At 68.9% G+C, this 20,938-nt stretch carries 24 protein-coding genes; 16 read left to right on the top strand and 8 right to left on the bottom strand.

Annotation, left to right across the window (positions count from 1 at the left end):
* The first annotated feature begins 170 nt into the window (after window positions 1–170).
* From ABN611_RS02355 to ABN611_RS02345, 3 genes are read left to right on the top strand one after another with little or no spacing between them, the layout of a single operon-like run.
* Window positions 171–476, top strand: coding sequence for a hypothetical protein (locus ABN611_RS02355; protein ID WP_350278078.1), 306 nt, complete (start codon window positions 171–173; stop codon window positions 474–476).
* A 41-nt stretch (window positions 477–517) separates the two neighbouring features.
* Complete coding sequence (locus ABN611_RS02350) at window positions 518–1,645, top strand: epoxide hydrolase family protein (protein WP_350278077.1); 1,128 nt, start codon at window positions 518–520, stop codon at window positions 1,643–1,645.
* Entirely contained in the window at window positions 1,642–2,268 is a 627-nt protein-coding gene (locus ABN611_RS02345) for a DUF2461 domain-containing protein (protein ID WP_350278076.1), read from the top strand. Before ABN611_RS02350 ends, ABN611_RS02345 begins: the two co-directional genes overlap by 4 nt.
* 83 nt (window positions 2,269–2,351) lie before the next feature.
* On the opposite strand, the gene ABN611_RS02340 is transcribed toward ABN611_RS02345, so the two are convergent.
* Window positions 2,352–2,534, bottom strand: coding sequence for a hypothetical protein (locus tag ABN611_RS02340; protein WP_350278075.1), 183 nt, complete (start codon window positions 2,532–2,534; stop codon window positions 2,352–2,354).
* A gap of 271 nt (window positions 2,535–2,805) precedes the next feature.
* On the opposite strand from ABN611_RS02340, the gene ABN611_RS02335 reads away from it, so the two are divergent.
* Both ABN611_RS02335 and ABN611_RS02330 read left to right on the top strand, forming a co-directional pair.
* Window positions 2,806–3,675, top strand: a complete 870-nt coding sequence (locus tag ABN611_RS02335) for a helix-turn-helix transcriptional regulator (protein ID WP_350278074.1) — start codon at window positions 2,806–2,808, stop codon at window positions 3,673–3,675.
* Between the two features lie 151 nt (window positions 3,676–3,826).
* Window positions 3,827–4,204, top strand: coding sequence for a hypothetical protein (locus ABN611_RS02330; RefSeq protein WP_350278073.1), 378 nt, complete (start codon window positions 3,827–3,829; stop codon window positions 4,202–4,204).
* A 146-nt stretch (window positions 4,205–4,350) separates the two neighbouring features.
* Here ABN611_RS02330 and ABN611_RS02325 read toward each other — a convergent pair whose 3' ends face one another.
* A complete protein-coding gene (locus ABN611_RS02325; protein WP_350278072.1) occupies window positions 4,351–5,223 on the bottom strand; it encodes a helix-turn-helix transcriptional regulator in 873 nt (290 codons plus the stop codon).
* Between the two features lie 447 nt (window positions 5,224–5,670).
* Between ABN611_RS02325 and ABN611_RS02320 the strand changes: the two genes are divergently transcribed.
* Together ABN611_RS02320 and ABN611_RS02315 are read left to right on the top strand one after the other, a co-directional pair.
* A complete protein-coding gene (locus tag ABN611_RS02320; RefSeq protein ID WP_350278071.1) occupies window positions 5,671–5,865 on the top strand; it encodes a hypothetical protein in 195 nt (64 codons plus the stop codon).
* Complete coding sequence (locus tag ABN611_RS02315) at window positions 5,862–6,080, top strand: hypothetical protein (RefSeq protein WP_238151293.1); 219 nt, start codon at window positions 5,862–5,864, stop codon at window positions 6,078–6,080. The genes ABN611_RS02320 and ABN611_RS02315 overlap by 4 nt, the downstream gene beginning before the upstream one ends.
* Window positions 6,081–6,305: 225 nt before the next feature.
* Here ABN611_RS02315 and ABN611_RS02310 read toward each other — a convergent pair whose 3' ends face one another.
* Window positions 6,306–6,539, bottom strand: coding sequence for a DUF397 domain-containing protein (locus ABN611_RS02310; protein WP_350278070.1), 234 nt, complete (start codon window positions 6,537–6,539; stop codon window positions 6,306–6,308).
* A gap of 277 nt (window positions 6,540–6,816) precedes the next feature.
* On the opposite strand from ABN611_RS02310, the gene ABN611_RS02305 reads away from it, so the two are divergent.
* The gene (locus ABN611_RS02305; protein ID WP_350278069.1) at window positions 6,817–7,638 is read left to right on the top strand and encodes a SigB/SigF/SigG family RNA polymerase sigma factor; all 822 of its coding nucleotides are present in this window, start codon (window positions 6,817–6,819) and stop codon (window positions 7,636–7,638) included.
* Window positions 7,639–7,733: 95 nt separating this feature from the next.
* On the opposite strand, the gene ABN611_RS02300 is transcribed toward ABN611_RS02305, so the two are convergent.
* Together ABN611_RS02300 and ABN611_RS02295 are read right to left on the bottom strand one after the other, a co-directional pair.
* Window positions 7,734–8,738: an IS481 family transposase gene (locus ABN611_RS02300; protein ID WP_350278068.1), complete on the bottom strand. Its 1,005-nt coding sequence runs from the start codon at window positions 8,736–8,738 to the stop codon at window positions 7,734–7,736.
* Between the two features lie 117 nt (window positions 8,739–8,855).
* Window positions 8,856–9,221, bottom strand: coding sequence for a DUF4440 domain-containing protein (locus ABN611_RS02295; protein WP_350278067.1), 366 nt, complete (start codon window positions 9,219–9,221; stop codon window positions 8,856–8,858).
* Between the two features lie 490 nt (window positions 9,222–9,711).
* Between ABN611_RS02295 and ABN611_RS02290 the strand changes: the two genes are divergently transcribed.
* The gene (locus ABN611_RS02290) at window positions 9,712–10,467 is read left to right on the top strand and encodes a hypothetical protein (protein WP_350278066.1); all 756 of its coding nucleotides are present in this window, start codon (window positions 9,712–9,714) and stop codon (window positions 10,465–10,467) included.
* 21 nt (window positions 10,468–10,488) lie between these two features.
* Here ABN611_RS02290 and ABN611_RS02285 read toward each other — a convergent pair whose 3' ends face one another.
* Window positions 10,489–11,943: an alpha/beta fold hydrolase gene (locus tag ABN611_RS02285; RefSeq protein WP_350278065.1), complete on the bottom strand. Its 1,455-nt coding sequence runs from the start codon at window positions 11,941–11,943 to the stop codon at window positions 10,489–10,491.
* Between the two features lie 114 nt (window positions 11,944–12,057).
* On the opposite strand from ABN611_RS02285, the gene ABN611_RS02280 reads away from it, so the two are divergent.
* Window positions 12,058–13,161, top strand: a complete 1,104-nt coding sequence (locus ABN611_RS02280) for an NAD(P)/FAD-dependent oxidoreductase (RefSeq protein WP_350278064.1) — start codon at window positions 12,058–12,060, stop codon at window positions 13,159–13,161.
* On the opposite strand, the gene ABN611_RS02275 is transcribed toward ABN611_RS02280, so the two are convergent.
* Window positions 13,105–13,953, bottom strand: a complete 849-nt coding sequence (locus tag ABN611_RS02275; RefSeq protein ID WP_350278063.1) for a helix-turn-helix domain-containing protein — start codon at window positions 13,951–13,953, stop codon at window positions 13,105–13,107. The two genes, ABN611_RS02280 and ABN611_RS02275, sit on opposite strands and share 57 nt — an antisense overlap.
* A gap of 154 nt (window positions 13,954–14,107) precedes the next feature.
* On the opposite strand from ABN611_RS02275, the gene ABN611_RS02270 reads away from it, so the two are divergent.
* The 5 genes from ABN611_RS02270 (at window position 14,108) to ABN611_RS02250 (ending at window position 18,273) form a co-directional block, all read left to right on the top strand.
* The gene (locus ABN611_RS02270) at window positions 14,108–14,983 is read left to right on the top strand and encodes an ABC transporter ATP-binding protein (RefSeq protein WP_350278062.1); all 876 of its coding nucleotides are present in this window, start codon (window positions 14,108–14,110) and stop codon (window positions 14,981–14,983) included.
* Window positions 14,980–15,822 carry an ABC transporter permease gene (locus ABN611_RS02265; RefSeq protein WP_350278061.1) on the top strand — a complete coding sequence of 281 codons (843 nt, stop codon included), beginning with the start codon at window positions 14,980–14,982 and terminating at the stop codon, window positions 15,820–15,822. Before ABN611_RS02270 ends, ABN611_RS02265 begins: the two co-directional genes overlap by 4 nt.
* Window positions 15,823–15,829: 7 nt before the next feature.
* Window positions 15,830–16,840: a zinc-dependent alcohol dehydrogenase family protein gene (locus ABN611_RS02260; protein WP_350278060.1), complete on the top strand. Its 1,011-nt coding sequence runs from the start codon at window positions 15,830–15,832 to the stop codon at window positions 16,838–16,840.
* 213 nt (window positions 16,841–17,053) lie between these two features.
* Complete coding sequence (locus ABN611_RS02255) at window positions 17,054–17,317, top strand: hypothetical protein (RefSeq protein ID WP_350278059.1); 264 nt, start codon at window positions 17,054–17,056, stop codon at window positions 17,315–17,317.
* Between the two features lie 137 nt (window positions 17,318–17,454).
* Window positions 17,455–18,273 (top strand): MerR family transcriptional regulator, encoded by an 819-nt coding sequence (locus tag ABN611_RS02250; protein ID WP_350278058.1) that lies wholly within the window; start codon window positions 17,455–17,457, stop codon window positions 18,271–18,273.
* Here the strand turns inward: ABN611_RS02250 and ABN611_RS02245 are convergent.
* Window positions 18,257–19,777, bottom strand: a complete 1,521-nt coding sequence (locus tag ABN611_RS02245) for an alpha-L-arabinofuranosidase C-terminal domain-containing protein (protein WP_350278057.1) — start codon at window positions 19,775–19,777, stop codon at window positions 18,257–18,259. The two genes, ABN611_RS02250 and ABN611_RS02245, sit on opposite strands and share 17 nt — an antisense overlap.
* A 30-nt stretch (window positions 19,778–19,807) precedes the next feature.
* Here ABN611_RS02245 and ABN611_RS02240 point away from each other — a divergent pair, with 30 nt between their 5' ends.
* A complete protein-coding gene (locus ABN611_RS02240; RefSeq protein WP_350278056.1) occupies window positions 19,808–20,827 on the top strand; it encodes a LacI family DNA-binding transcriptional regulator in 1,020 nt (339 codons plus the stop codon).
* Window positions 20,828–20,938 lie beyond the last annotated feature (111 nt).

The following is a 20,938-nucleotide window of genomic DNA, read 5'->3' as shown; positions in this document are numbered from 1 at the left end:
GATCACCGTCACAGCCGGTCATGTTCTGAGTAAGGACTGTGTGAAGAATCAGTGCTGACCGGCTCCACGGGTGGGGATCCCCCGGGACCGGACCGTAGGTTCGGAGCGGGTGGTCCGACGAAGTCAGGAGTGATCGAAGTGCAACGGGGCTCATGGGGCATGCCGTTGGCATGCCCACAACTGTCAGCGGAGCCGGTCTCACCGTGATCACGCTGAACAAGATTCTCGGCGGCGCCGGACTGGCGCTGCTGCTGGGTGGTGTCCTGCTCGGCTTCCGGACGGTCGCGGCGGGCGGGGCCGAGTGCGGGTCGGCGTTCCGGCCGGCCGCCGGGATCACCCCGATGGCCTGCGACAACGCGCTGAACGGCGCCAGCACCCTGACCATCGCCGTACTCATCGCCGGTGTGCTCTGCCTGATCGGCTCCGTCGCGGTCAAGCTCGTCCGCGACCGCGCCCACGAGCAGGTCGTCGCCTGAATCCAGGTGCGCGTCCGCACCGGATGCCTCAGGGTGCAGGGGTGACGATCGAACCGTTCCGGCTGGACGTGCCGGAGGCTGAGCTGGACGACCTGCGCCGGCGGCTGGACCTGGTGCGTTGGCCGTCCGAGCTGCCGGGCGTCGGCTGGTCCCGCGGGGTGCCGGTATCGTACTTGCGGGAGTTGGTCGAGTACTGGCGGGACGAGTACGGCTGGCGCCGGGCGGAGGCGCGGCTGAACGAGTGGCCGCAGTACACGACCGTCATCGACGGCGCTGTCGTGCACTTCGCCCATTTGCGGTCGCCGGCGCCGGACGCGATCCCGCTGGTGCTGACGCACGGCTGGCCGGGGTCGATCGTCGAGTTCACGGACGTCGCGGGGTTGCTGCGTGACTTCCATCTGATCCTGCCGACGATCCCCGGCTTCACGTTGTCCGGTCCGACGCGCGAGCCGGGGTGGGAGTACAAGCGGGTCGCCCGGGCGTGGACGGAGCTGATGACGCGGCTCGGGTACGAGCGGTACGGCGTACAAGGCGGGGACTGGGGTGCCGCGATCTCGCGCGAGGTCGGGCGGATCGATCCGGCGCGGGTGATCGGCGTCCATCTCAACCTGATCCCCGGCGCGGGCGCGACGTCCGAGCCGACGCCCGCGGAGCTGGAACCGCTGGACGCCGCGGAGCGCGAGCGGACCTGGGCGTCGTGGCGACGGCAGCAGGAGTTCGCCGAGCAGCAGGGGTACGCCGACCTGCAGTCGACGCGGCCGCAGACGCTCGCGTACGCGCTCACGGACTCACCGGTCGGGCAGCTCGCGTGGATCGCGGAGAAGTTCGCGACCTGGACGGACCCGGCGTCGGCCGTCGACCGCGACCTGCTGCTCACCAACGTGATGCTGTACTGGCTGACCCGGACCGCGGGGTCGGCCGGCGCGATCTACTACGAGCGGGCGCACGCGCCGTACTGGGGTCAACCGCCCGAGCCGTCGCGGACGCCGACCGCGCTGCTCGACCTCGCGTGGGAGAACTTCGTCCCGCTGCGACACAAGGTCGAACACACCGACAACATCGTCCGCTGGACCAGCCACCCGCACGGCGGCCACTTCGCCGCCCTCGAACAGCCGGAAGTCCTGGCCGCCGACGTCCGCGAGTTCTTCCGAACTATCGTTACCGCATGAGTTTCACCGGGTTCCCGGCTGCGGCGCTGGACTTCTACGACGACCTCGAAATGGACAACACCAAGAGCTTCTGGACGGCGCACAAGCACGTCTACGAGGAGTCGGTGCGGGCGCCGATGGCCGCGCTGCTCGCGGAGCTCGAGGAGGAGTTCGGTACGGCGAAACTCTTCCGCCCGTACCGCGACGTGCGGTTCGCCAAGGACAAGACGCCGTACAAGACCCATCAGGGCGCGTTCATCGACGTCGCGCCGTCGACCGGTTGGTACGTGCAGGTGTCGGCCCCCGGCGTCCGCGTCGCCGCCGGCTTCTACGAGGCGTCGTCCGAACGCCTCGCCCGCGTCCGCACCGCCATCGACGACGACCGCCGCGGCAAACAACTCCAGAAGCTCCTCGCCCAGCTGGAGAAGACCGGCTGGACCGTCGGCGGCGACAAACTCAAAACCACCCCCCGCGGCTACCCCGCCGACCACCCCCGCATCGACCTCCTCCGCCACAAATCCCTCACCGTCAGCAAGAACTACGGCTTCGCCCCCGTCATCCACACCCCCGACCTGACCGACCGAATCCGCACCGACTGGCAAGCCACCAAACCCCTCCTCACGTGGCTAACCGACAACACCTGAAGTACTAGTCGGTCCCACGCGCGCTGCAGGTGACAGCCCCACGCGTGCTGCACAGGGGGTTCACCGGACGGGCAAGAGGCCCCTCACCACTCCCACGCCTCAGACCGCTCCGGCTCGAGGACCGGCTCGTTCGTCACCCGCAACGACGCGAACCGGCGCCGCATCGCGGCCTCGTACTCGCCCGCCGCCGCGGCATCGGCGACGTACTCGGCGACCAGCCACCGACCGAACCAAACGCGGACCCGGCGATCCGTCGGGCCCGCCACTCGCCCCACCTTCATCGGTCACCGAGGTCGCGAACGATGTCACGAACCATGAGAATCGCCACCACAGCAGTCCCCACAACCAGCACCCACATCCCCAGGCTCACCGCACACCACCTCGCCCGTTCGAAGCCGCAAGCCTTGCCATGGCACGAACGTACGGAGCGTGACGCCTCTTGTACCATTCGAATTCCCGCGCACCAATCCACCTGTCCGAGTGGTTTCAGGACCGGACGCGTACCGTTTCGGGGCCGAAAACGAAAGGTTGTGGACAATGCCGAGACCAGCAGGTCCACCGACCGTTCGGCTCCGCCGTCTCGCCGCCGAACTCCGGGCCCTCCGCACCGAGGCCGAACTGACCCGCGAACAGGTCGAGCTGCAGACCGGCGTCAACCAAGCAACACTGTGGCGTCTGGAGAAGGGTCAGGCGAAGCCGCACAACGGCACCCTGGAGACCTTGTTCGACCTCTACGGCGTCGACGAGGCGCGCCGCCGCAACCTCATCGAACTCGCCCGCGGCGCGAAGTCGCCCGGATGGCTCCGCCAGTATCCGCACTACTCGGACGCGATCTCGGACGGCTATGCGGCGTACATGAGCTTCGAGTCCGAGGCGAAGTCCGTGACCAACTACGAGTCGCTGCTGATTCCCGGCCTGCTGCAGACCGAGGGCTACGCACGGACCATCATGGTCGACGGTTTCGGCGCCGACACCGAGACGGTCGAGCGTCGTGTCCAGGTACGCATGGAGCGGCAGGGCATCCTGTCGCCGCAGCGAGCCGGTCGAGCTCCTCTGGAGTTCTGGGCGGTGATCGACGAGGCCGCTCTCCGGCGGGAGGTCGGCGGCCTCAGCGTGATGCGGGCACAGCTCGGCCGCTTGGTGGAACTCGGCGAGCTGCCCAACGTCACGGTGCAGGTGATCCCGTTCGATCGCGGTCACTACCGCGGGATGGACAACTCGTTCAGCCGGCTGAGGTTCGGCTCGGGGGTGCCGGACATCGTGCATGTCGAGGGCATCGCCGGCGACCTGTTCCTCGAATCCGAGGCCGAGGTCGACCGCTTCGGCCTGGTGTTCGACCATCTGCGAGCAACCGCGCTGAGTCCGCGGGACTCGAGCGCCTTGATCGCGGCCATGATGCGCGACTGAGCGCTGTCCACAACCTTGCACTTCCAGGACCTACTAGTACTGCGTAGCGCAGAAACGGCGCGTGGCGGGCTCCCTACTGGGTCTTAAAGCTCCCTTCCGTGCCCGCAGATTCACATGGTGGCTGGGCGACCGGCCTCCGTACGGTCGTTGCATGACCACCGCATGGACGAGCCTGACGTTCTGGCCCGGCACTTCGCCGGATCCGCGCGGTGACGTACTGCCCACGCTGTACTGCTACGCCTGCGAGCGCCTCGTCCGACGGCTGCGTGATCTCGTCGACGTGCAGGAGGCTGCCCACCGAATCGCCGTCGACCGTGGCTACCGGCTAGGTCCGCTTTTCGTGGAGGAGGACGACTCCGGCCAGGCGATGGAGGCCCTCATCTGCGCGGCGACGTCGAATCGAGCAGGCGCTGCCGTGGCGGTCCCGCACCGCGGCCATTTCGTACCGCTCGGTTGGCCGGACGAATGGCAACAGCTCCTCGAGCTGGTCACCGGTCGGCCCCTCGTACTCACCAGCCCCGCTCCCTAAGCCGCGGGGCGGGCATGCAGGCTCTCTGTCGCCCGTGCCCGTCCCGCTCTCCACCGTGCTGAACGCAGGAAGGATTCGCCATGCCGGCTACTCCGGTGTTGGCTGCATGCCGCGCCACGGGCCGTGGTTATGCGGCGGGCTCGGCGTCAGGCCTCGAAGTCCTTGCGGATCGCGGTCAGGATGTCGCGGGTCTTGTTCGGCTGGGGAGCCGCGACGCACAGCGATTCCATGGCGGCGGTGTACTGGTCGAGCTCGTCGAGTTTGTCCAGGTAGAGCGCGCTGGTCAGGTGCTCGATGTAGACCGTGTCCGGCAGGTCCGACTCCGGGAACCGCAGGATGCTGAACGAGCCGCCGGCCGCCGCGTGACCGCCGATCGACAGGGGCACGACCTGCAGCGTGACGTTCGGCATGTGGCTCACCTCGATCAGGTGGTTCAGCTGATCGATGATGACCCGGTTGCCGCCGATCGGGCGGCGCAGGGCCGCCTCGTCGATGACTGCCCAGACCCGCACCGGATCCGGTCGCGTCAGTACTTCCTGCCGGTTGATCCGGAGGTTGATCCGGCGCTCGACCTCTTCGGCCGGGATCATGCCGCGGCCGAGCTGGACGACGGCGCGGATGTAGTCGCGGGTCTGCAGAAGTCCCGGGACGAACTGGAGCTCGTAGATACGGATCAGCTGTGCGGACGCCTCGAGGTCGAGGTAGGAGTGGAACCAGCTCGGCAGAACGTCGCCGAAGCGGTGCCACCAGCCCGGGTCGTTCGCCTGCCGGGCGAGGGCCAGCAGCCGCTCGCGCTCCTCGTCGTCGTCCAGTCCGTACAGCTTGAGGAGGTCGGCGACGTCGCGCTCCTTCAGCCCGACGCGACCCAGCTCCATCCGGCTGATCTTCGACTCCGACGAACGGATCTCCCACCCGGCGTCCGATCGGCTGATGCCCGCTGCCACCCGCATCCGGCGAAGGTGCCCGCCGAGAATGATGCGCAGCGTCGTCGGCCCGCTTTGCGCGCCCGACTCGGTCACACCCACCTCCCAGCGGCCCCAGCGATCCTCATCCGCAACCTCACCCGCGAGTGCACATCATCGCACGCAGCGCAGCCGATCTGCCGAAGTTCTTACAAAAGAATCTCGGATCCGCATCGGCGATCACGGAGCGTCAGGTTACCCGATGGTGTCTTCGAGCGATTTGTCAGTACATAGTAGGGCTTTGATCGGGCCCCTCACGCCCTTCGCGGGCCCTCTCCGGAGCCTGATCCAGGCGGAAACGGGGTCGAAGTGGTCTCGAAATGGAAAACGTGCGGATGCACGTGCATCGGGCGCTTGCATTCGCCGCGTGCCGACGCCATGATTGATTCATGCACAGAAGGTGAGCCAGATCTCGCGAAACGTGACATCGCGTGATCCGGCAGGCCGGTCCTACAGAGCGCCGACGGCCCCCCGTTGGCTTGACTGGTTGGGGAACCCGAGTCGATGAACGACGACGACAGTGAGGTTGTGGAGCAGACCGCCGACGTGGTTGGCGGCCGCGCGCCCGAGGAGCTGACGGAGCGGGAGATCCAGGATCTGGTCGCGCGTTGCCCTGAGCAACAGCGCTGGGCCTTCGAGGGCTGGCTGCGCGGTGTCCGTCAACTCGACGGCGACCCGATCGTGAGCCTGGCCCCATGACCACCGACAGAGCCACAGGAGGACGGAAGATGGTGCGGATCTGGCTGGGCGACCACCTGATCGCCGAGTACGTCGCAGAGCCGGATCGCGCCTCGCGCTACCAGCGCGTGATGACGCCGAAGTTCACCGGATTGCGTATCACCGTTGACAATGCGGCGACCGGCAAGGCCTCCGAGCTGCCGAGCGAGCAGCTCTGGCCGCTGACCGTCCAGTAGAACCTCCCGCCCCTCGAGCACGCCAGGGCCGACTCTCGCCGGAGAGTCGGCCCTGGCGTTTCCATGTTCTTCTTGTACGTCGTTGTTCTTCTCGTCCGTCGTTCCGCGGCGATTGGTCGAGCCAGCCGCGGAACGACGTACCGCTGCTGTCGAGGCGCAAGAAAGGGCCCCTTCGTCACTCGCCTGGCGAAGGGGCCCTTGCTCTTCTGAACTGCTAGGTGGTGCTCAGACGAGGTAGTCGAACTCCCCGTCCTGGACGCCACCGAGGAATGCCTCGATCTCGGCCTTCGTGAACACCAGCGCCGGTCCGCCGGCGAAGCGCGAGTTGCGCACCGCGACGCCGCCGTCCGGGAGTTTCGCTACCTCGACACAGTTGCCGGAGGGACCACTGCGCTGGCTCTTCTTCCAGCTCAGCTCAGTGTTCGAGTCACCAGGCATGCCGTTATAGATCTCTGTCATCGGCTGCACCTCTCATACGTACTTGGCATATGCACGTGCATCTGGCCTTGCATCTGCATCGTACACACTTTTGGGTCCTGTGTCCGCACCCTTACGTCGTGTGATCGCGACGGCCTCAAGCGAGCGTTCGATCCACGGATCCGGTCGCCGTCGGTGATGAATTTCGCCGGAATCGCCATGCATGAGATCCGCCGGGCTGGGTACGAGATCCATTGCAGGCATGACCGTGGTTCAGCGAAGTGCCACGCCGTGACGAGACAGTCGCGAGGTCATACCAATGGTCACGAACATCATGGAGCGGGCTTCGGCCCGGAACGGCGCCCCGACCGATCGGGCCGCCCGAGAAGCAGCCACCCGGGAGCTGATGGAACGCCGGGCGGCAAGCACCGACGAAGTCGAGCGGCAGGAACTACTCGAACAGGTCGTCGAACTCAATCTCGAAATGGCCAAGGGCATCGCGCGCCGCTTCCGCGGCCGGGGCGCCGAGGCCGACGACCTGGAACAAGTGGCGTATCTGGGGCTGGTGAAAGCGGCCCACCACTACCGGCTGGAAGCGAACACCCCGTTCATCGGGTTCGCGATCCCGACGATCCGCGGCGAGGTCAAGCGGTACTTCCGCGACTGCGCCTGGACCGTCCGGATTCCCCGCCGGCTGCAGGAGATGCAAGGAACGATCGCGAACAAGCTGCCCGAACTCGAACAGCAGCTCAACCGCGAACCGACCCCGGCCGAGATCGCGGAACATCTCGAGGTCGAGGTCACCGAGGTCGAGCAGGCGCTGGCAGCCAAAGGCTGCTTCAACGTCCTGTCCCTCGACCGCCCCGCTGAAGCGGACGCCGAACTGACGCTGGCGGACGTGGTAGCGGACGACGACGACGCGAGCATCGACCAGCTGGAAACGGTCGAGATGCTGGAGCCGGTCCTCGCCGACCTGGGCGAACGAGACCGCCGGATCCTGCAACTCCGCTTCGTCGAAGGCTGGACCCAATCAGAAATCGGCCAGGACATCGGCGTCAGCCAGATGCAGGTCTCCCGCGTACTACGCCGAATCCTCGACGACCTACGCGAAAAACTCTCCCCCCTCCAGTCAGCAGCCTGACAGCTGACAGCTAGGTACGCCTTGGTGTGCGTCGGTCCGTCGCCAAAACAGCCGCGACGGACCGACGCACCAACCTTCACCCCTGCAGTCGGGGCCTAGATGTGATGTCCAGGGACGTTGGTCAGTCGGGTGATGGGTGGCTGGCCGCCGATTGAGCTGTGGGGTCGGTGATGATTGTAGAAGTGGAGCCAGCGGGGTAGGGCCGCGTTGCGCTGGTCGGTTGATTGGTAGAAGCGGGCGTAGGCCCAGCCGTCGGCCAGGGTGCGGTGGAATCTCTCGATTTTGCCGTTGGTTTGGGGGCGGTAGGGCCGGGTCCGTTTCGGGGTGATGCCGAGGTCGGTGCAGGCATCGCGCCAGGCATACGAGCGGTAGCAGGACCCGTTGTCGGACAGGACGCGTTCGACGGTGACACCGTGGTCGGCGAACCAGGCCACGGCGCGTTGGAGAACGCCGATGGCGGTGGCGGCTTTCTCGTCGGTGCAGATCTCGGCGTAGGCCAGGCGGGAGTGGTCATCGATCACGGTGTGGACGAACGCGGTGCCGATGTTGGGGTGGCCTTTGGCGGTGCGTCCGGTCCGTAGTGCGGTGACGGCTTTGTTCTTGTCGCCTTGCTGTTTGCCGAGGTAGCGCCAGCCGCCGCCATCGGGGATGTTGCCGAACTTGGTGACATCGACGTGCAGGAGCGCGCCGGGGTGGGGGTGTTCGTAGCGGCGCTGATTGCGCAGGGGTTCGCCGGTGACCCGGTCGATGCGGGACAGCCGGTTGATCCGGCAGCGAACCAGTACGGCGTGCACGGTCGAGGCCGCGACACCGAGCCGGCCGGCGATCTGCACCGGGCCGAGCCGGTGGCGCCACCGCAACCGCACGATCCGCCGCACCACCCCCGGCAGGGTCTTGGCCGGGCTGCGACGCGGCCGGGAGCTGCGGTCGGCCATCCCCGCCGGCCCTTCGGCCCGGTACCGCTCGGCCCACTTGCGGGCCGTCTTGGCCGCGACCATGAACATCTTCGCCGCCGCGGCATAGGTCCAGCCCTGGTCGACGATCAGACGCGCCAGCCGCAACCGTGCGCGCGGGGTCAAAGCAGCGTTAGCGTGGGACACGAAGGCCTCCTGGCGTGTGAAGCGGTTCCTTAGACAGCTCCACTTCACAACCGGAGGCCTTCACCTGTCAGGCCGACTCACCGCCGAAAGGCGGGACAACCTCCCTGGACATCACACCTAGACGTCGGCGGCTGCTGGCGTGCCTTGGTGGTAGTAGAGGCGCCAGGTGCCGTCAGTCTGTCGCCAGATCGAGCTGCGGCGGACCGGAGTACCGCCTGTACGCCGGGACACATAAGTGACGTGCACGAGGTTCTCGGCCAGTCGTACGCCGTTGACGTCGGTCGCCTCGATGGGATCGGCGTCTGTGATCGTGCCCGCGGCCAGCGCGGCGACCATCGCCGCACGATCCCACCGCCTTCCGGACGCGCCGACCTCGACGAACTCCGGATCCAGCAGCACGTCGACCAACTCCGCCGACCCCCGCACCTCCGGAAGCAACAACCACAACTCCCCATCAACCGCCGCCCGCACACCCTCATCCACCCCACCAACCTAGTACTTCGTCGCGCCCTGCTCGCGGGATGTACTTAAGCGGTCCAAGACGACCGCGGCGTACGTTGCAGGGGAGTCCTCTCCCGGGGGTTGCGGTGCAAACCGGCAGTTCTCCGAGGCGGGTCGCTCCGCGAGCGACAGCCGCCTTGTGCTGCTCAGGCTGCAGCCCAACACACCCAGCGCCACATGACGCCCCGCACGCGTCGAGAGCGGACCGGCCCGACGGCCCGTTCCGCACATCCCCACCTGCACACGTGGAAGCCGGCGCGGAAGCGCGCGGATGCTGACGTGTCTTGGGATCGCCATGCCCTCACTCGCCGGCGTGTTGAGCCGCGGGTATGCGGCGCCCCCGGAAGTCGCTGACAGGGCAGGCGCCGGGTGGCGGTGTCCGTTGGGACTGCGTGCTGCGACTCGCTGGGTGGGGGAGCTCGGTTGGGGTGGTGGGTACCTGCACAATGGGGGAGAACGAGGGGATGAGTTGTTGCTGTTGGCCTTGCGGATGTTCAAGACCGTGCCTGCGGACGCGGTCGCTGTCCTGCGTGCGTATCCGCCGATGGTGGTGTGTTTTGCGGCGGCGCTGACCGGTACTGCGTTGGTTTTCGACGTCTTTTATCTCGTGGCGAGTCCGGGGCTCACGCTGGCGCTCGTGTATACGGTCCCGGTGCTGGCTGGGTTGATCGCGGGGCTGGTCGCGGCGGCTGACGACGTGGGGCTGGAGCGGCGGGTCCTGCTGAGTACGGTCGGGTTTGCCGTTGCCCTCGGCATCACCAACGCGATCCTGGTGGCGATGATCGCCGCGATGCTCCGTACCGATCCGTCGAACTGGGCGGCCGGTGGTCAGTCGGTGCTGTTCGCCGCCTGCACCGTCTTCGCGGTGGCCGTCTCGATCGTTGCCTGCCGCAAGCTGATCGATGCACTCGGCATCGAACTCCGCACCCGGCTCCCACATCGCCGCCCGTCCCACCCTCTCGCCGCCTCTGCGGTCGCAGCTCGCCCGCGCGCGACCACCCCGCGGGTCAGCAAAGAGTCAGCCGCCCGCGCCGAACCCGCGCCACCACCCCCGCCCGCCCCGGCCGTCGAAGAAGACACCATCCCCGTCTTCGTCCCCCCACCCCCCAAGATCGTCGACCTCGACGAGGCCCGCCCCGTCACCGCCTCCGGCACCCACGCCGCAGCCCCCCGCCCTCGCCGCACAACCCGCCGCGCCAACAAACCCGGCCGCCGCCCCGGCACCTGACAGGTACACGCCCGCTCTGGGCTAGCAGGTTTGGTTTGGGGGGAGGTGGTTGGTTTGGAGGTAGGTGATGACGGTTTGGTCGGTGCAGGGGTTGTTGTATTCGGCGAAGATGCCGTGTTTGCGGGCGTTTCGGACTGTGATGAGGCGGGTGGACGGGAGGCGTTTCTGGAGGGCGGCGGCGTTGGCGTAGATGGTTCGGGGGTCTCCGTCGGCGGCGATGATCAGGGCGGGCTCGTTGTTCGCGATCGTGGTTGGTGGCTCTTGGGGTGCGACCGGCCAGTGGGCGCAGGGGGAAGTCATCCGAGTGAGGGGCGCGAAGTGGGGTTCGGTGCGGCGGTGGGTCTGGATGTCGCGCCAGTACGTCTGCCGGTCCCGCGGTACCGCCCGGTCGCCGCACACGATCGCGATCTGGCCGCTCGTCAGTTGTGACGACGCCGGCGTCAGCAGCGCGTCCAGCAGGCCGCCCAGTTCCGGACCGGGCTCCACGGGCCCGGACGTCGCGGCAAGCAGCGTCCGCACGAATTCGGCGTACGTCGCCCGCGCCGCGTCCCGGTCGTCGGCCAGCGGGACCATGAGCAGGACCGGGACCGAGCCGTCGTCGAGCCGGTGCTTCCCGACCTGGAGCCCGCGCGTCGCCGCGACCCGCAGTACCCGGTCGACCGAAGCCATCACCTCGGCGGTCGTCCTGCCCAGGTGGTACGACGCATCACGACCGGCCGCCCACGCGGCCCATGCGCGCAGCGCGGCCTCGTTCGCGGGACCGGCCGTGCGGAGCAGTTGCGCGCCGTACTGGTCCGGGTCGATGGGACCGTCGAGCACCACCCGATCCGTCCGCCCCGGGAAGAGCTGCATATAGACCGACCCGAGATACGTCCCGTACGAGTACCCGAGGTACGAGATCCGCTGCTCGCCCAGCGCGATCCGGACCTGGTCGATGTCGCGCGCCGTGTTCCGCGTGTTCACGTACGGCAGATACTCCCCGGCATTCGCCGCACACCGCCTCGCGATGTCCGCCACCTGCCGATCCACCCGCTCGAACGTCGACCGGTCCGCCCCACCCGACCACGGCCACCCGGAGAACGGCAGCTTGCAGTCGATCGGCGTACTGCGGCCCACGAAACGCGGATCCAGCCCGATCAGGTCGTACCGCGTACCCGCCTCCCGCATCGCCGGCCGCAATCGCAGCGGCATGCTCAACCCGGGTCCGCCCGGGCCGCCGTCGTTCAGCACCATCGCGCCGATCCGGTCGCCGGTCGCCTTGAGCCGCGACAGCGCGAGCGTGATCTTCGGCCCGTCGGGTCGCCCGTAGTCGAGCGGCACCCGCAGCTCGCCGCACTCGGCACCGGCCCGATCGAGCGCCGCGCCCTCGGCGTCGGCCGGATCGACCTGACACCGGTGCCATTCGATCTGCGGACGCTCAGTAGGAAGCACAGTCACCGGCGCACCCAGCAGCGCCAGCAGCAGAAGCATTTTCATCGGTCCTCCTCGGAGTCCCTTCCGACGCTAGGGATCGGACCGCACCGGCACAGTGCGCTGCGGGCCCGCCGCACGGTCGCGCACGCGCTACCCGGAGCTGCGACACTGGGCTGGATGTGGGATGTGATCGTGGTCGGTGCCGGGCCGGCGGGGGCGTCGGCAGCGCTCGGTGCGCTGGCGGCGGATCCGAGCCTGTCGGTACTGCTGCTCGACCGCCACGAGTTCCCGCGCGACAAGGCGTGCGGGGACGGCATCGCGCCGCACGTCCTCGACCTGCTCGCCGGCGTCGGCGTCACCGGGATCCTCGACGACTGGACCCCGGTACGGCGCTTCGTGCTGAACCGCGGCGCCGTCGGCGTCGACCGCCGGCTGTCCCGCCCGACCTGGGTCGTCCCGCGCACCGTCTTCGACCATCGCCTGGTCGAGGCCGCGCAGGCCGCCGGCGCCCAGTTCGTCCGTCGCCGGGTCCGCAGCCTCGCGATCCAGGCCGGCTCCGTCGCGGTGGACGACCTGGAGGCGCGCTTCGTGGTGGGCGCCGACGGCGCGCATTCCGTCGTACGGCGGGAACTCGGCGCGAAGCCCGGCCCGGTCGCGCTCGCGATCCGCGGCTACGCGCCGACCCCGCCCGCGCGGGCGGCGAGTCAGGTGATCGCCTACGGCCCCGGGCGGCAGCCGTCGTACGCCTGGTCCTTCGACCGCGGTGACGGCTGGTCGAACGTCGGGTACGGCGAACTGCTCGCCGGCACCCGCCCTACACGGACCGAGTTGCTCCAGCACCTCGAAGTACTGCTTCCAGGAGCCGGTGAAGGTGGCGAGTCATGGTGGGGCTACCACCTGCCGCTCGCCGGCTGGTCGTGGCGCCCGCAGCGCGGCCCGGTCCTGCTCGCGGGCGACGCGGCCGGACTGATCAACCCGATGACGGGCGAGGGCATCTACTACGCCGTCGCCACCGGTCTGCTCGCCGGACGCGCGATCGCGGACGCGCTCCGGGCTGGTTCGTCGGACGCCGGTACGCCGTACCGTCGCCGCACGTCCCGCCTGCTCTCCAGGCACCTCAGAGACACCGCGATCGTCGCGCAGCTCAGCCGCTCGGACCGGATCCTCGACGCAGGTATCCGCGCGGCCGCCGCCGACCAGCGGGTCTTCGACGACCTCGTCGAACTAGGCCTCGCCGACGGCGTCCTCACCCGCCGCCTGCTCCGCACCATCCTGCCCTGACGTCTTGATCGCGTAGTCGAGCGCGTCCATCACGCGCTCGACCGGCCAACCCAACGAGCCGGCGAGCTCGTCCGCGTCGAGCCGCCGGTCCGACTGCCAGAGAACGGCGAGTACTGCGAGACAGTCCTGAAACCCGCCACCGCCGGACATGTCCTCGCTGAGCCGGTGGAAGAAGTCGGCCATGTGCATGAGCCGTTCGCCCGCGGGGGTGTCGCGCCCGACCAGTTCGATCCCCTCGGCGGCGAGCTCCGCCCAACTGTAGTTGGTCCGCGCGCTCACCTCCCACGCCTTCAGCCAGACGTCGTCGGCGATCACGTAATGCTGCAGCCGGCGGACCGGGTCGGGTTCGCGGTGCACCATGCCGACGCGCTCGAGGTACCCGATCGCCTTGGAGATCGACGCCGGGCTGACCCGCAGTATCTGCACGAGATCGGCTGCGGTGAGCGTGCGGGAGTCGGACGTGTAGAGCAGTGCGAGCACGCGCGACGCCATCCGCGGCAGGCCGCCGTCGACCATCATCGCCGCGAACCGTTCGACGTACTCGCGTTTCGGATCGAGCACCCGGGCTCCGGTCGCGGGGGAGGCCGGGCGCCGGCGGCGCGCGCGGGACGCGGTCGCGTAGTGCGCGTGGTCGGCGCGGTAGCCGCTGGCACCGCCGTTGCGCGCGACCTCGCGGCTGATCGTCGACGTCGGGCGTCGCAGTTGCCGCGCGATCTCGGCGTACCCGAGACCGGCCTCCAGCCCGGCCGCGATGTCGAGCCGGTCCTGGTGGTTCAGCCTTCCTCCGGGCATCGACGACCTCCGCGCGTTTACTGTCAGCTCATTGCAACGAGTTGCGTTCTCTCACATTCTCATTGCACAGAATGCCAGGTTTTGCAGGGATTCACGAGCTGCGGACGCGGTACGACGATTGCCGGTCGAGTGAACGCAACGTAGCTTCGCGGTCATGGTTCTGACTGTTGACGGGCTACGGATGCGGTACGGCGAGACGAATGTGCTGCGGGATGTGTCGTTCGAGGCGCCCCCCGGCGAGGTGCTCGCGCTGCTCGGGCCGAACGGCGCCGGCAAGAGCACGACGATCGAGATCCTCGAGGGTTTCCGGCTGCGATCGGCGGGCTGGGTCGAGGTGCTCGGCGTCGATCCGGCCGCGGGTGACGAGAACTGGCGCTCGCGGATCGGCATCGTGCTGCAGTCCTGGCGCGACCACGGCAACTGGCGCGTCGGCGAACTCCTGCAGCACTTCGGCACGTACTACGCGCCGTACTCCACGCCGGCCACGCCAAGGCCCTGGCCGACCGGCGAGCTGCTCGGCGCCGTCGGCCTGACGGCGGCCGCGGGGCAGAAGCTCAAGACACTCTCCGGCGGCCAGCGGCGCCGGCTCGACGTCGCGATCGGGATCGTTGGGCGTCCCGACGTACTGTTCCTCGACGAGCCGACCGTCGGGTTCGACCCGGAGGCGCGCTCCGAGTTCCACGACCTCGTACGGCGCCTCGCGGCCGATCAGGGCACCACGATCCTGCTCACCACCCACGACCTCGACGAGGCGAGCAAACTCGCGCACCGGATCCTGATCCTGTCCGCGGGCCGCATCATCGCGTCCGGCAGCACCGCACAGCTCACCCAGCTGATCGCGGGCGAGGATGAGGTCCGCTGGACGGTCGACGGCCGGCCGTTCCACCACTCGACACCCGACGCCACCACCTTCGTCCGCAACCTCTTCACCACCCACGGCGCCACCCTCACCGATCTCGAGGTACGCCGAGCATCCCTCGAGGACGCCTACCTCACGTTGGTCCGCGACCAGACACCGGAGCGGGCATGACGACGGGAGTGAGTATCCGGGTGGGGTTGCGGCGGGGGATGGTCGAGTTGCGGCAGTCCTTCACCAACGGGCCTGAGCTGGTCAGTCACTTTCTCTGGCCGGTGCTGATGTTGGTCGCGCTGTTCTTCCTGCGGGAGCGGGACTTCGGGGCCACCGGGTTCCTGCTGGGGGCGCTCGCGCTGCCGAGCATTCTGGGGATGAATGCCGCGATGGGGATGGTCAGCATGAGTCAGCAGCTCACGGCCGATCGCGAGGACGGCACGCTGCTGCGCGCCAAGTCGCTGCCGAACGGGATGGTCGGCTATCTCGTCGGCAAGGTCGTGTCGGTCGCGGGCGGGCTGGTTGCCGATCTGACCATCCTGCTGGTCCCGGGCCTGCTCCTCGTCGACGGGATCGCGCTCGGGTCCGCGCACTGGCCGACACTCGTCTGGGTGCTGTTGCTCGGGCTGCTGGCGACGTTGCCGATCGGCGCGATTCTCGGGTCGGTGTTCACCACCGCGCGTTCGCAAGGGCTGATCCAGCTGCCGATGCTCGGGCTGATCGCGATCTCCGGCATCTTCTACCCGATCACCGCACTGCCCGACTGGCTGCAGTGGATCGGGCAGCTCACGCCCGTCTACTGGATGGGCCTCGGCATGCGGTCCGCGCTGTTGCCCGCCGAGACGGTCGCGGTCGAGGTCGGCGAGTCGTGGCGCCAGCTCGAGACCGCGGCGGTACTCGGCGTCTGGGCGGTGGCGGGCCTGCTGCTCGCTCCCGTCGTACTGCGTCGTATGGCCCGTCGAGAGTCCGGTTCGAAGGTCGCCGAACGTCGCGAGAAGGCCCTGCAGCGCGTCGCATGATGGAGGCATGGACGACATGCAGGCGTGGGCAGTGGACCGTCCCGGCCCGATCGACGACGGTCCACTGCGGTCCGTACGTCGGCCCGTCCCGGCGCCGGGCGGCGGCGAGGTACTCGTGAAGGTCGAAGCGTGCGGGATCTGCCGCACGGACCTGCACCTCGCCGAGGGCGACCTGGCGCCGAAGCGGCGAGGGGTCGTGCCTGGGCATCAGGTGGTCGGCGCCGTGGTCGATCGCGGCACGGCGGCCGCGCGGTTCGCGCTCGGCGACCGGGTCGGGATCGCGTGGTTGCGCGGGACCTGCGGCGTGTGCGAGTTCTGCCGGCGCGGCGCCGAGAACCTCTGCCCGCGGTCGACGTACACCGGATGGGACGCGGACGGCGGATTCGCGGAGTACGCCGTGGTGCCGGAGGACTACGCCTACGCGCTGCCGGCGGATCGTTCCGCGGTGGAACTCGCCCCGTTTCTGTGCGCCGGGATCATCGGATACCGCTCGCTGCTCCGGGCGAACCTGCCGCCGGGCGGGCGGCTCGGGCTCTACGGGTTCGGGTCGAGCGCCCATCTGACTGCTCAGGTCGCGGCCGCTCTGGGCGCGGAGCTGTACGTGATGACCCGCGGCGAGCGGAATCGGGTGCTCGCTCGCGAGTTGGGTGCGGTGTTCGTGGGGGAGACGGGTGAGCGGCCGCCGGTGGGGCTGGACTCGGCGATCGTGTTCGCGCCGGCGGGCGAGGTGGTCCCGTACGCCCTCGAGGCGGTGAAGCCCGGTGGGACGGTCGCGGTGGCCGGCATCTATCTGTCCGACGTACCGGTGCTGAACTACGAGCGGCACCTCTTCCACGAGCGCGACCTGCGCAGCGTAACCTCCAACACCCGCCGCGACGGCGAGGAGCTGTTCCGGCTGCTCGCCCGCCTCCCTCTGACGCCACACAGCACGGTCATCCCCTTCGACGCCATAGACCGTGCCCTCACCGACATCGCCCACAACCGCACCAGCGGATCCCTCGTCAGCACCCTCACCTGAGGTGGTCGCGCTCTCCCGGCGGGCTGGCGTTAGAAGTGGGTGAAGATTCCACCAAGGGGTGGTGCCGGGCTTCAGCCGTGGGTGCTAGCTGCGTTAGATTTGATCAAATCTTACCGAGCTGCCAGGGAGCGAGACCGTGCGGATGTGGGAGCTGACCAGCCCTTCATGGCCGGTCTCGGCTGTCGTGCGCCCCGGGGCCCGAGAGGACGGCTGGTGCTGAACAAGATCCTCGGCGCGCTGGGCACGGTTCTGCTGGTCGTCGGGGTGGTGCTCGCCGTCCGGCCCGTGCACGCGGGTGGCGACGGGTGCGGCTCGGTCTTCCGGCCCGGCGAGGGCATCACGCCGATGCAGTGCGACGCGCGGCTGGACAGCCGGACCATCCTGGTCGCCGGCTTCGGCGTCGCCGGCATCGCCCTGATGGGCACCGCCCTGACCCTCGCCACCATCCGCGACCGCCGCAGCCGCGTCTCCTCCTGAGGCGGACCTGCAGCACTCACCAACCTCGCCTCGCCGGGTCCTCCGAGCCTGCGCCGTCGCCGCCGTGGGGGGTTGGTGAGTGCTGGAGATCCGCACACACTTGACCTTCACACTGTGTCAAGCCGGAAGGTGGCGGCATGTTCACCATCGGAGACTTCGCCGCGTTCGGTCAGGTGTCGGCGCGGATGCTGCGGCACTACGACGCGCTCGGGCTGCTCCGGCCGGCTGTCGTCGACGAGGCGAGTGGGTACCGGTTCTACTCGGCCGACCAGTTCAGCCGGCTGAACCGGATCATCGCGCTCAAGGATCTCGGGTTCAGCCTGCAGCAGGTCGGCGAGATCCTCGACGCGAAGCTGTCGGCCGAGGAGTTGCGCGGCATGTTGCGGTTGCGGCAGGCGCAGCTCGAGGACGAGCTCGCCCGTAGTACGGCCCGGCTGACCAGCGTCGAGGCGAGGCTCCGGCTCATCGAGAGGGAAGGTCACATGCCCACCGACGACGTCGTCCTGAAACGCATCGCCCCGATCCGGGTCGCGGAACTGTCCGCGATCTCCCCGAGCTACGACGGCGCGGACATCGGCCCGGTGCTCCAGCCGCTGTTCGGCCAGCTCTTCGAACGCCTCGGCACGGCCGGCGTGCACCCGTGCGGAGCCCCGCTCGCGTACTACGAGGACGCCGAGAACGACACGATCCGCGTGCACGCCGCGGTCCCCGTCGACGCCGGTACGCCGGCCGACGTCGACGTCCTCGACCTGCCCGAGCTCACCCAGGCGGCGACCATCGTGCACCAGGGCGACATGATGGAGGCCGACCGCAGCATGCAGACGCTCGCGCGTTGGATCGAGGAGAACGGGTACCGCAGCCAGGGTTACGCCCGCGAGGTCACCCTCGAGTTCGACCCCGGCAACCCGGACAACTGGGTCCACGAGTTCCAGATCGCGGTCACAACGCCAGACTGACCGTCGCGAAGGAGTGCGGCGGCAACGTGACGCGAAGACCGCGCGGCTCCGGTTCCACCACGAGCGGGACCGGAGCCACCGCGTCCGGGTCACCGACGGTGTTGTACGCCTGCGGTTTCGATGCCGTCAGCAACCGTCCGGTCGCCTCCCGCACCTCCGCACCCCGCAGGTCCAGGACGACGTCCGACGCCGCCCCGGCGTCGAGGTTGCTGACCGAGACCAGCGCCCGCCCGTCCTTCACCGACGCGGACGCCGACACCAGCTGCATCGTCGTACCGTCGAGATCGTAGGTCCCACCCTCGACCACGTGCGTCGGCAGCGAGGTCGCGTCCTGATGCGCCTTGTTCATCTCGAAGACGTGGTACGTCGGCGTCCGCACCAGGCCACCCTCGTCATCCGTCAGCAGCATCGCCTGCAGGACGTTGACGGTCTGCGCGATGTTCGCCATCACGAGCCGCTCGGCGTGCCGGTGGAACACGTCGAAGTGCACACTCGCCACCAACGCGTCGCGCATCGCGTTCTGCTGGTACAGGAAGCCCGGGTTCGTCCCCGGCTCGACGTCCCACCAGGTGCCCCACTCGTCCAGCACCAGGCCGATCTTGCGCTCCGGGTCGTACGCGTCCATCAGCGCGGAGTGCGCCCGGATCACCCGCTCCACACCCTGCGCCTTCGACAGCGTCCGGTAGTAGTCCTCGAGGCCGAACTCGGTCGCGCTGCCCTTGTTCGCCCACGTCCCCGCCACCGTGTAGTAGTGGAACGAGATCGCCTGGAAGATGTTCTTCGGCTCGCGTCCGCACCCGAGGCAGCTGACCGCCTTGAGCAGTGCCTCAGTCCACGCCAGGTCGTCGTCCGACGCGCCGGCCGCGATCCGGTACAGCTTGTTGTCGCCGTGGTCCTTCAGGAAGGTGGCGTACCGCCGGGCGAGGTCGGCGTACGCCTCGGCCCGCAGGTTCCCGCCGCAGCCCCAGGCCTCGTTGCCGATGCCCCAGAACGGGACCTTCCACGGCTCGTCGCGCCCGTTGGCCTTGCGCTCCCGCACCATCGGGCTGTCGCCGTCGCGGGTCAGGTACTCGACCCACTCGCTCATCTCCCGCACGGTCCCGCTGCCGACGTTCCCGTTCACGTACGGCGCCGCGCCGAGCAGCTCGCACAACGCCATGAACTCGTGGGTGCCGAAGTGGTTGTTCTCCTCGACGTTGCCCCAGTGCGTGTTCACCATCGACGGCCGGTCCGCCTTCGGGCCGATGCCGTCCTTCCAGTGGTACTCGTCCGCGAAACACCCGCCCGGCCAGCGCAGGTTCGGGATGTCCAGCGCCCGCAGCGCCTCCACCACGTCGAGCCGGATGCCGCCCTCGTTGGGGATCGGCGAGTCCTCGCCGACGTAGAACCCGCCGTAGATGCACCGCCCGAGATGCTCGGCGAAGTGCCCGTACAGGTGCCGGTTGATGGTGGGACCCGGTACGTCGAGATCGATCACGACCCGGGAGGACGCTGCTTCAGTCACTGAGACTCCTCATTCTTTACAGTGGTCCGCATGGGAAAGCCCTCGACCGTGGTGACGATGGCTGATGTCGCGCGCGCGGCCGGGGTGTCGACGATGACGGTCTCGAACGTGATCAACGGCCGGCCGCGGGTCGGCGCCGAGACCCGGGAGCGGGTGCTGGCGACGATCGGCGAGCTCGGGTACCAGGTCAACCTCGCCGCCCGGCACCTGCGCGCCGGGCGCACCGGCGTGATCGGCCTCGCCGTCCCCGAACTCGAGCGCCCGTACTTCGGCCAGCTCGCCGCCCGCCTGGCCGACCGCTTCGACGCGCACGGGCTGCGGATCGTGACCGAACGCACCGGCGCCAGCCGCGAGGGCGAGCTGGAGGCGGTCGCGTTCTCGCGGCTCCGGATGTACGACGGCCTGATCCTGAGCGTGGTCGACATCGACCCGGCCGAGCTCGGTCAGCTCCGTACCGACGCGCCGGTGGTGATGATCGGGGAGCGGGCGCTGCCGTCGCGGTTCGACCATGTGATGATGGACAACGTCGACGGCGCGCGCCAGGCGGTCGGGCACCTGCTCGCCACCGGGGTCCGCCGGGTCGCGATGCTCGGCGGCGACCCGGACGGCGCGGCCACCATGCCCGCGTTGCGCGCCGAAGGGTACGTGCTCGCGCACACCGAGGCCGGCGTACCGGTCGACCGGGAGCTGAACGTGCGTTGCTCGTTCGGCCTCCGGGACGGATACGACGCGATCCGCGGACTGCTCGACCGCGAGGTCGCGTTCGACGCGGTCTTCGCGCTGACCGATGTGGTCGCGATGGGTGCGCTGCGGGCGCTGGCGGACGTCGGGCTCCGGGTGCCGGACGACGTCCAGCTGATCGGCTTCGACGACATCGACGAGGCGCCGTACCTGGTGCCCGCGCTGTCCACGGTCAACCCGGGCCACGAGGTCCTCGCGGACACGATCACCTCGCTGATGATGGCGCAGATCAAGGGCCGTCCCGCCGGCGAGCCGCAGGAGATCGTCGTACCGGCACAACTGGTCCTCCGCGGAACCACCCGCGCCTGACCCGTCCCGCCCACCGCACATGCAGGTAGGTATATCGATAAACCCACGCACTCGCAAGGGGTGGTGTGTACCTAAGGACGGGTAGTGGTCGAGCCCGGTGAGCGCGGTCAC

The organism is Kribbella sp. HUAS MG21 (assembly GCF_040254265.1).
GTDB lineage: Bacteria > Actinomycetota > Actinomycetes > Propionibacteriales > Kribbellaceae > Kribbella.
Note: the sequence above shows the minus strand (reverse complement) of the source record. Positions and strands in the feature narration are given on the sequence as shown.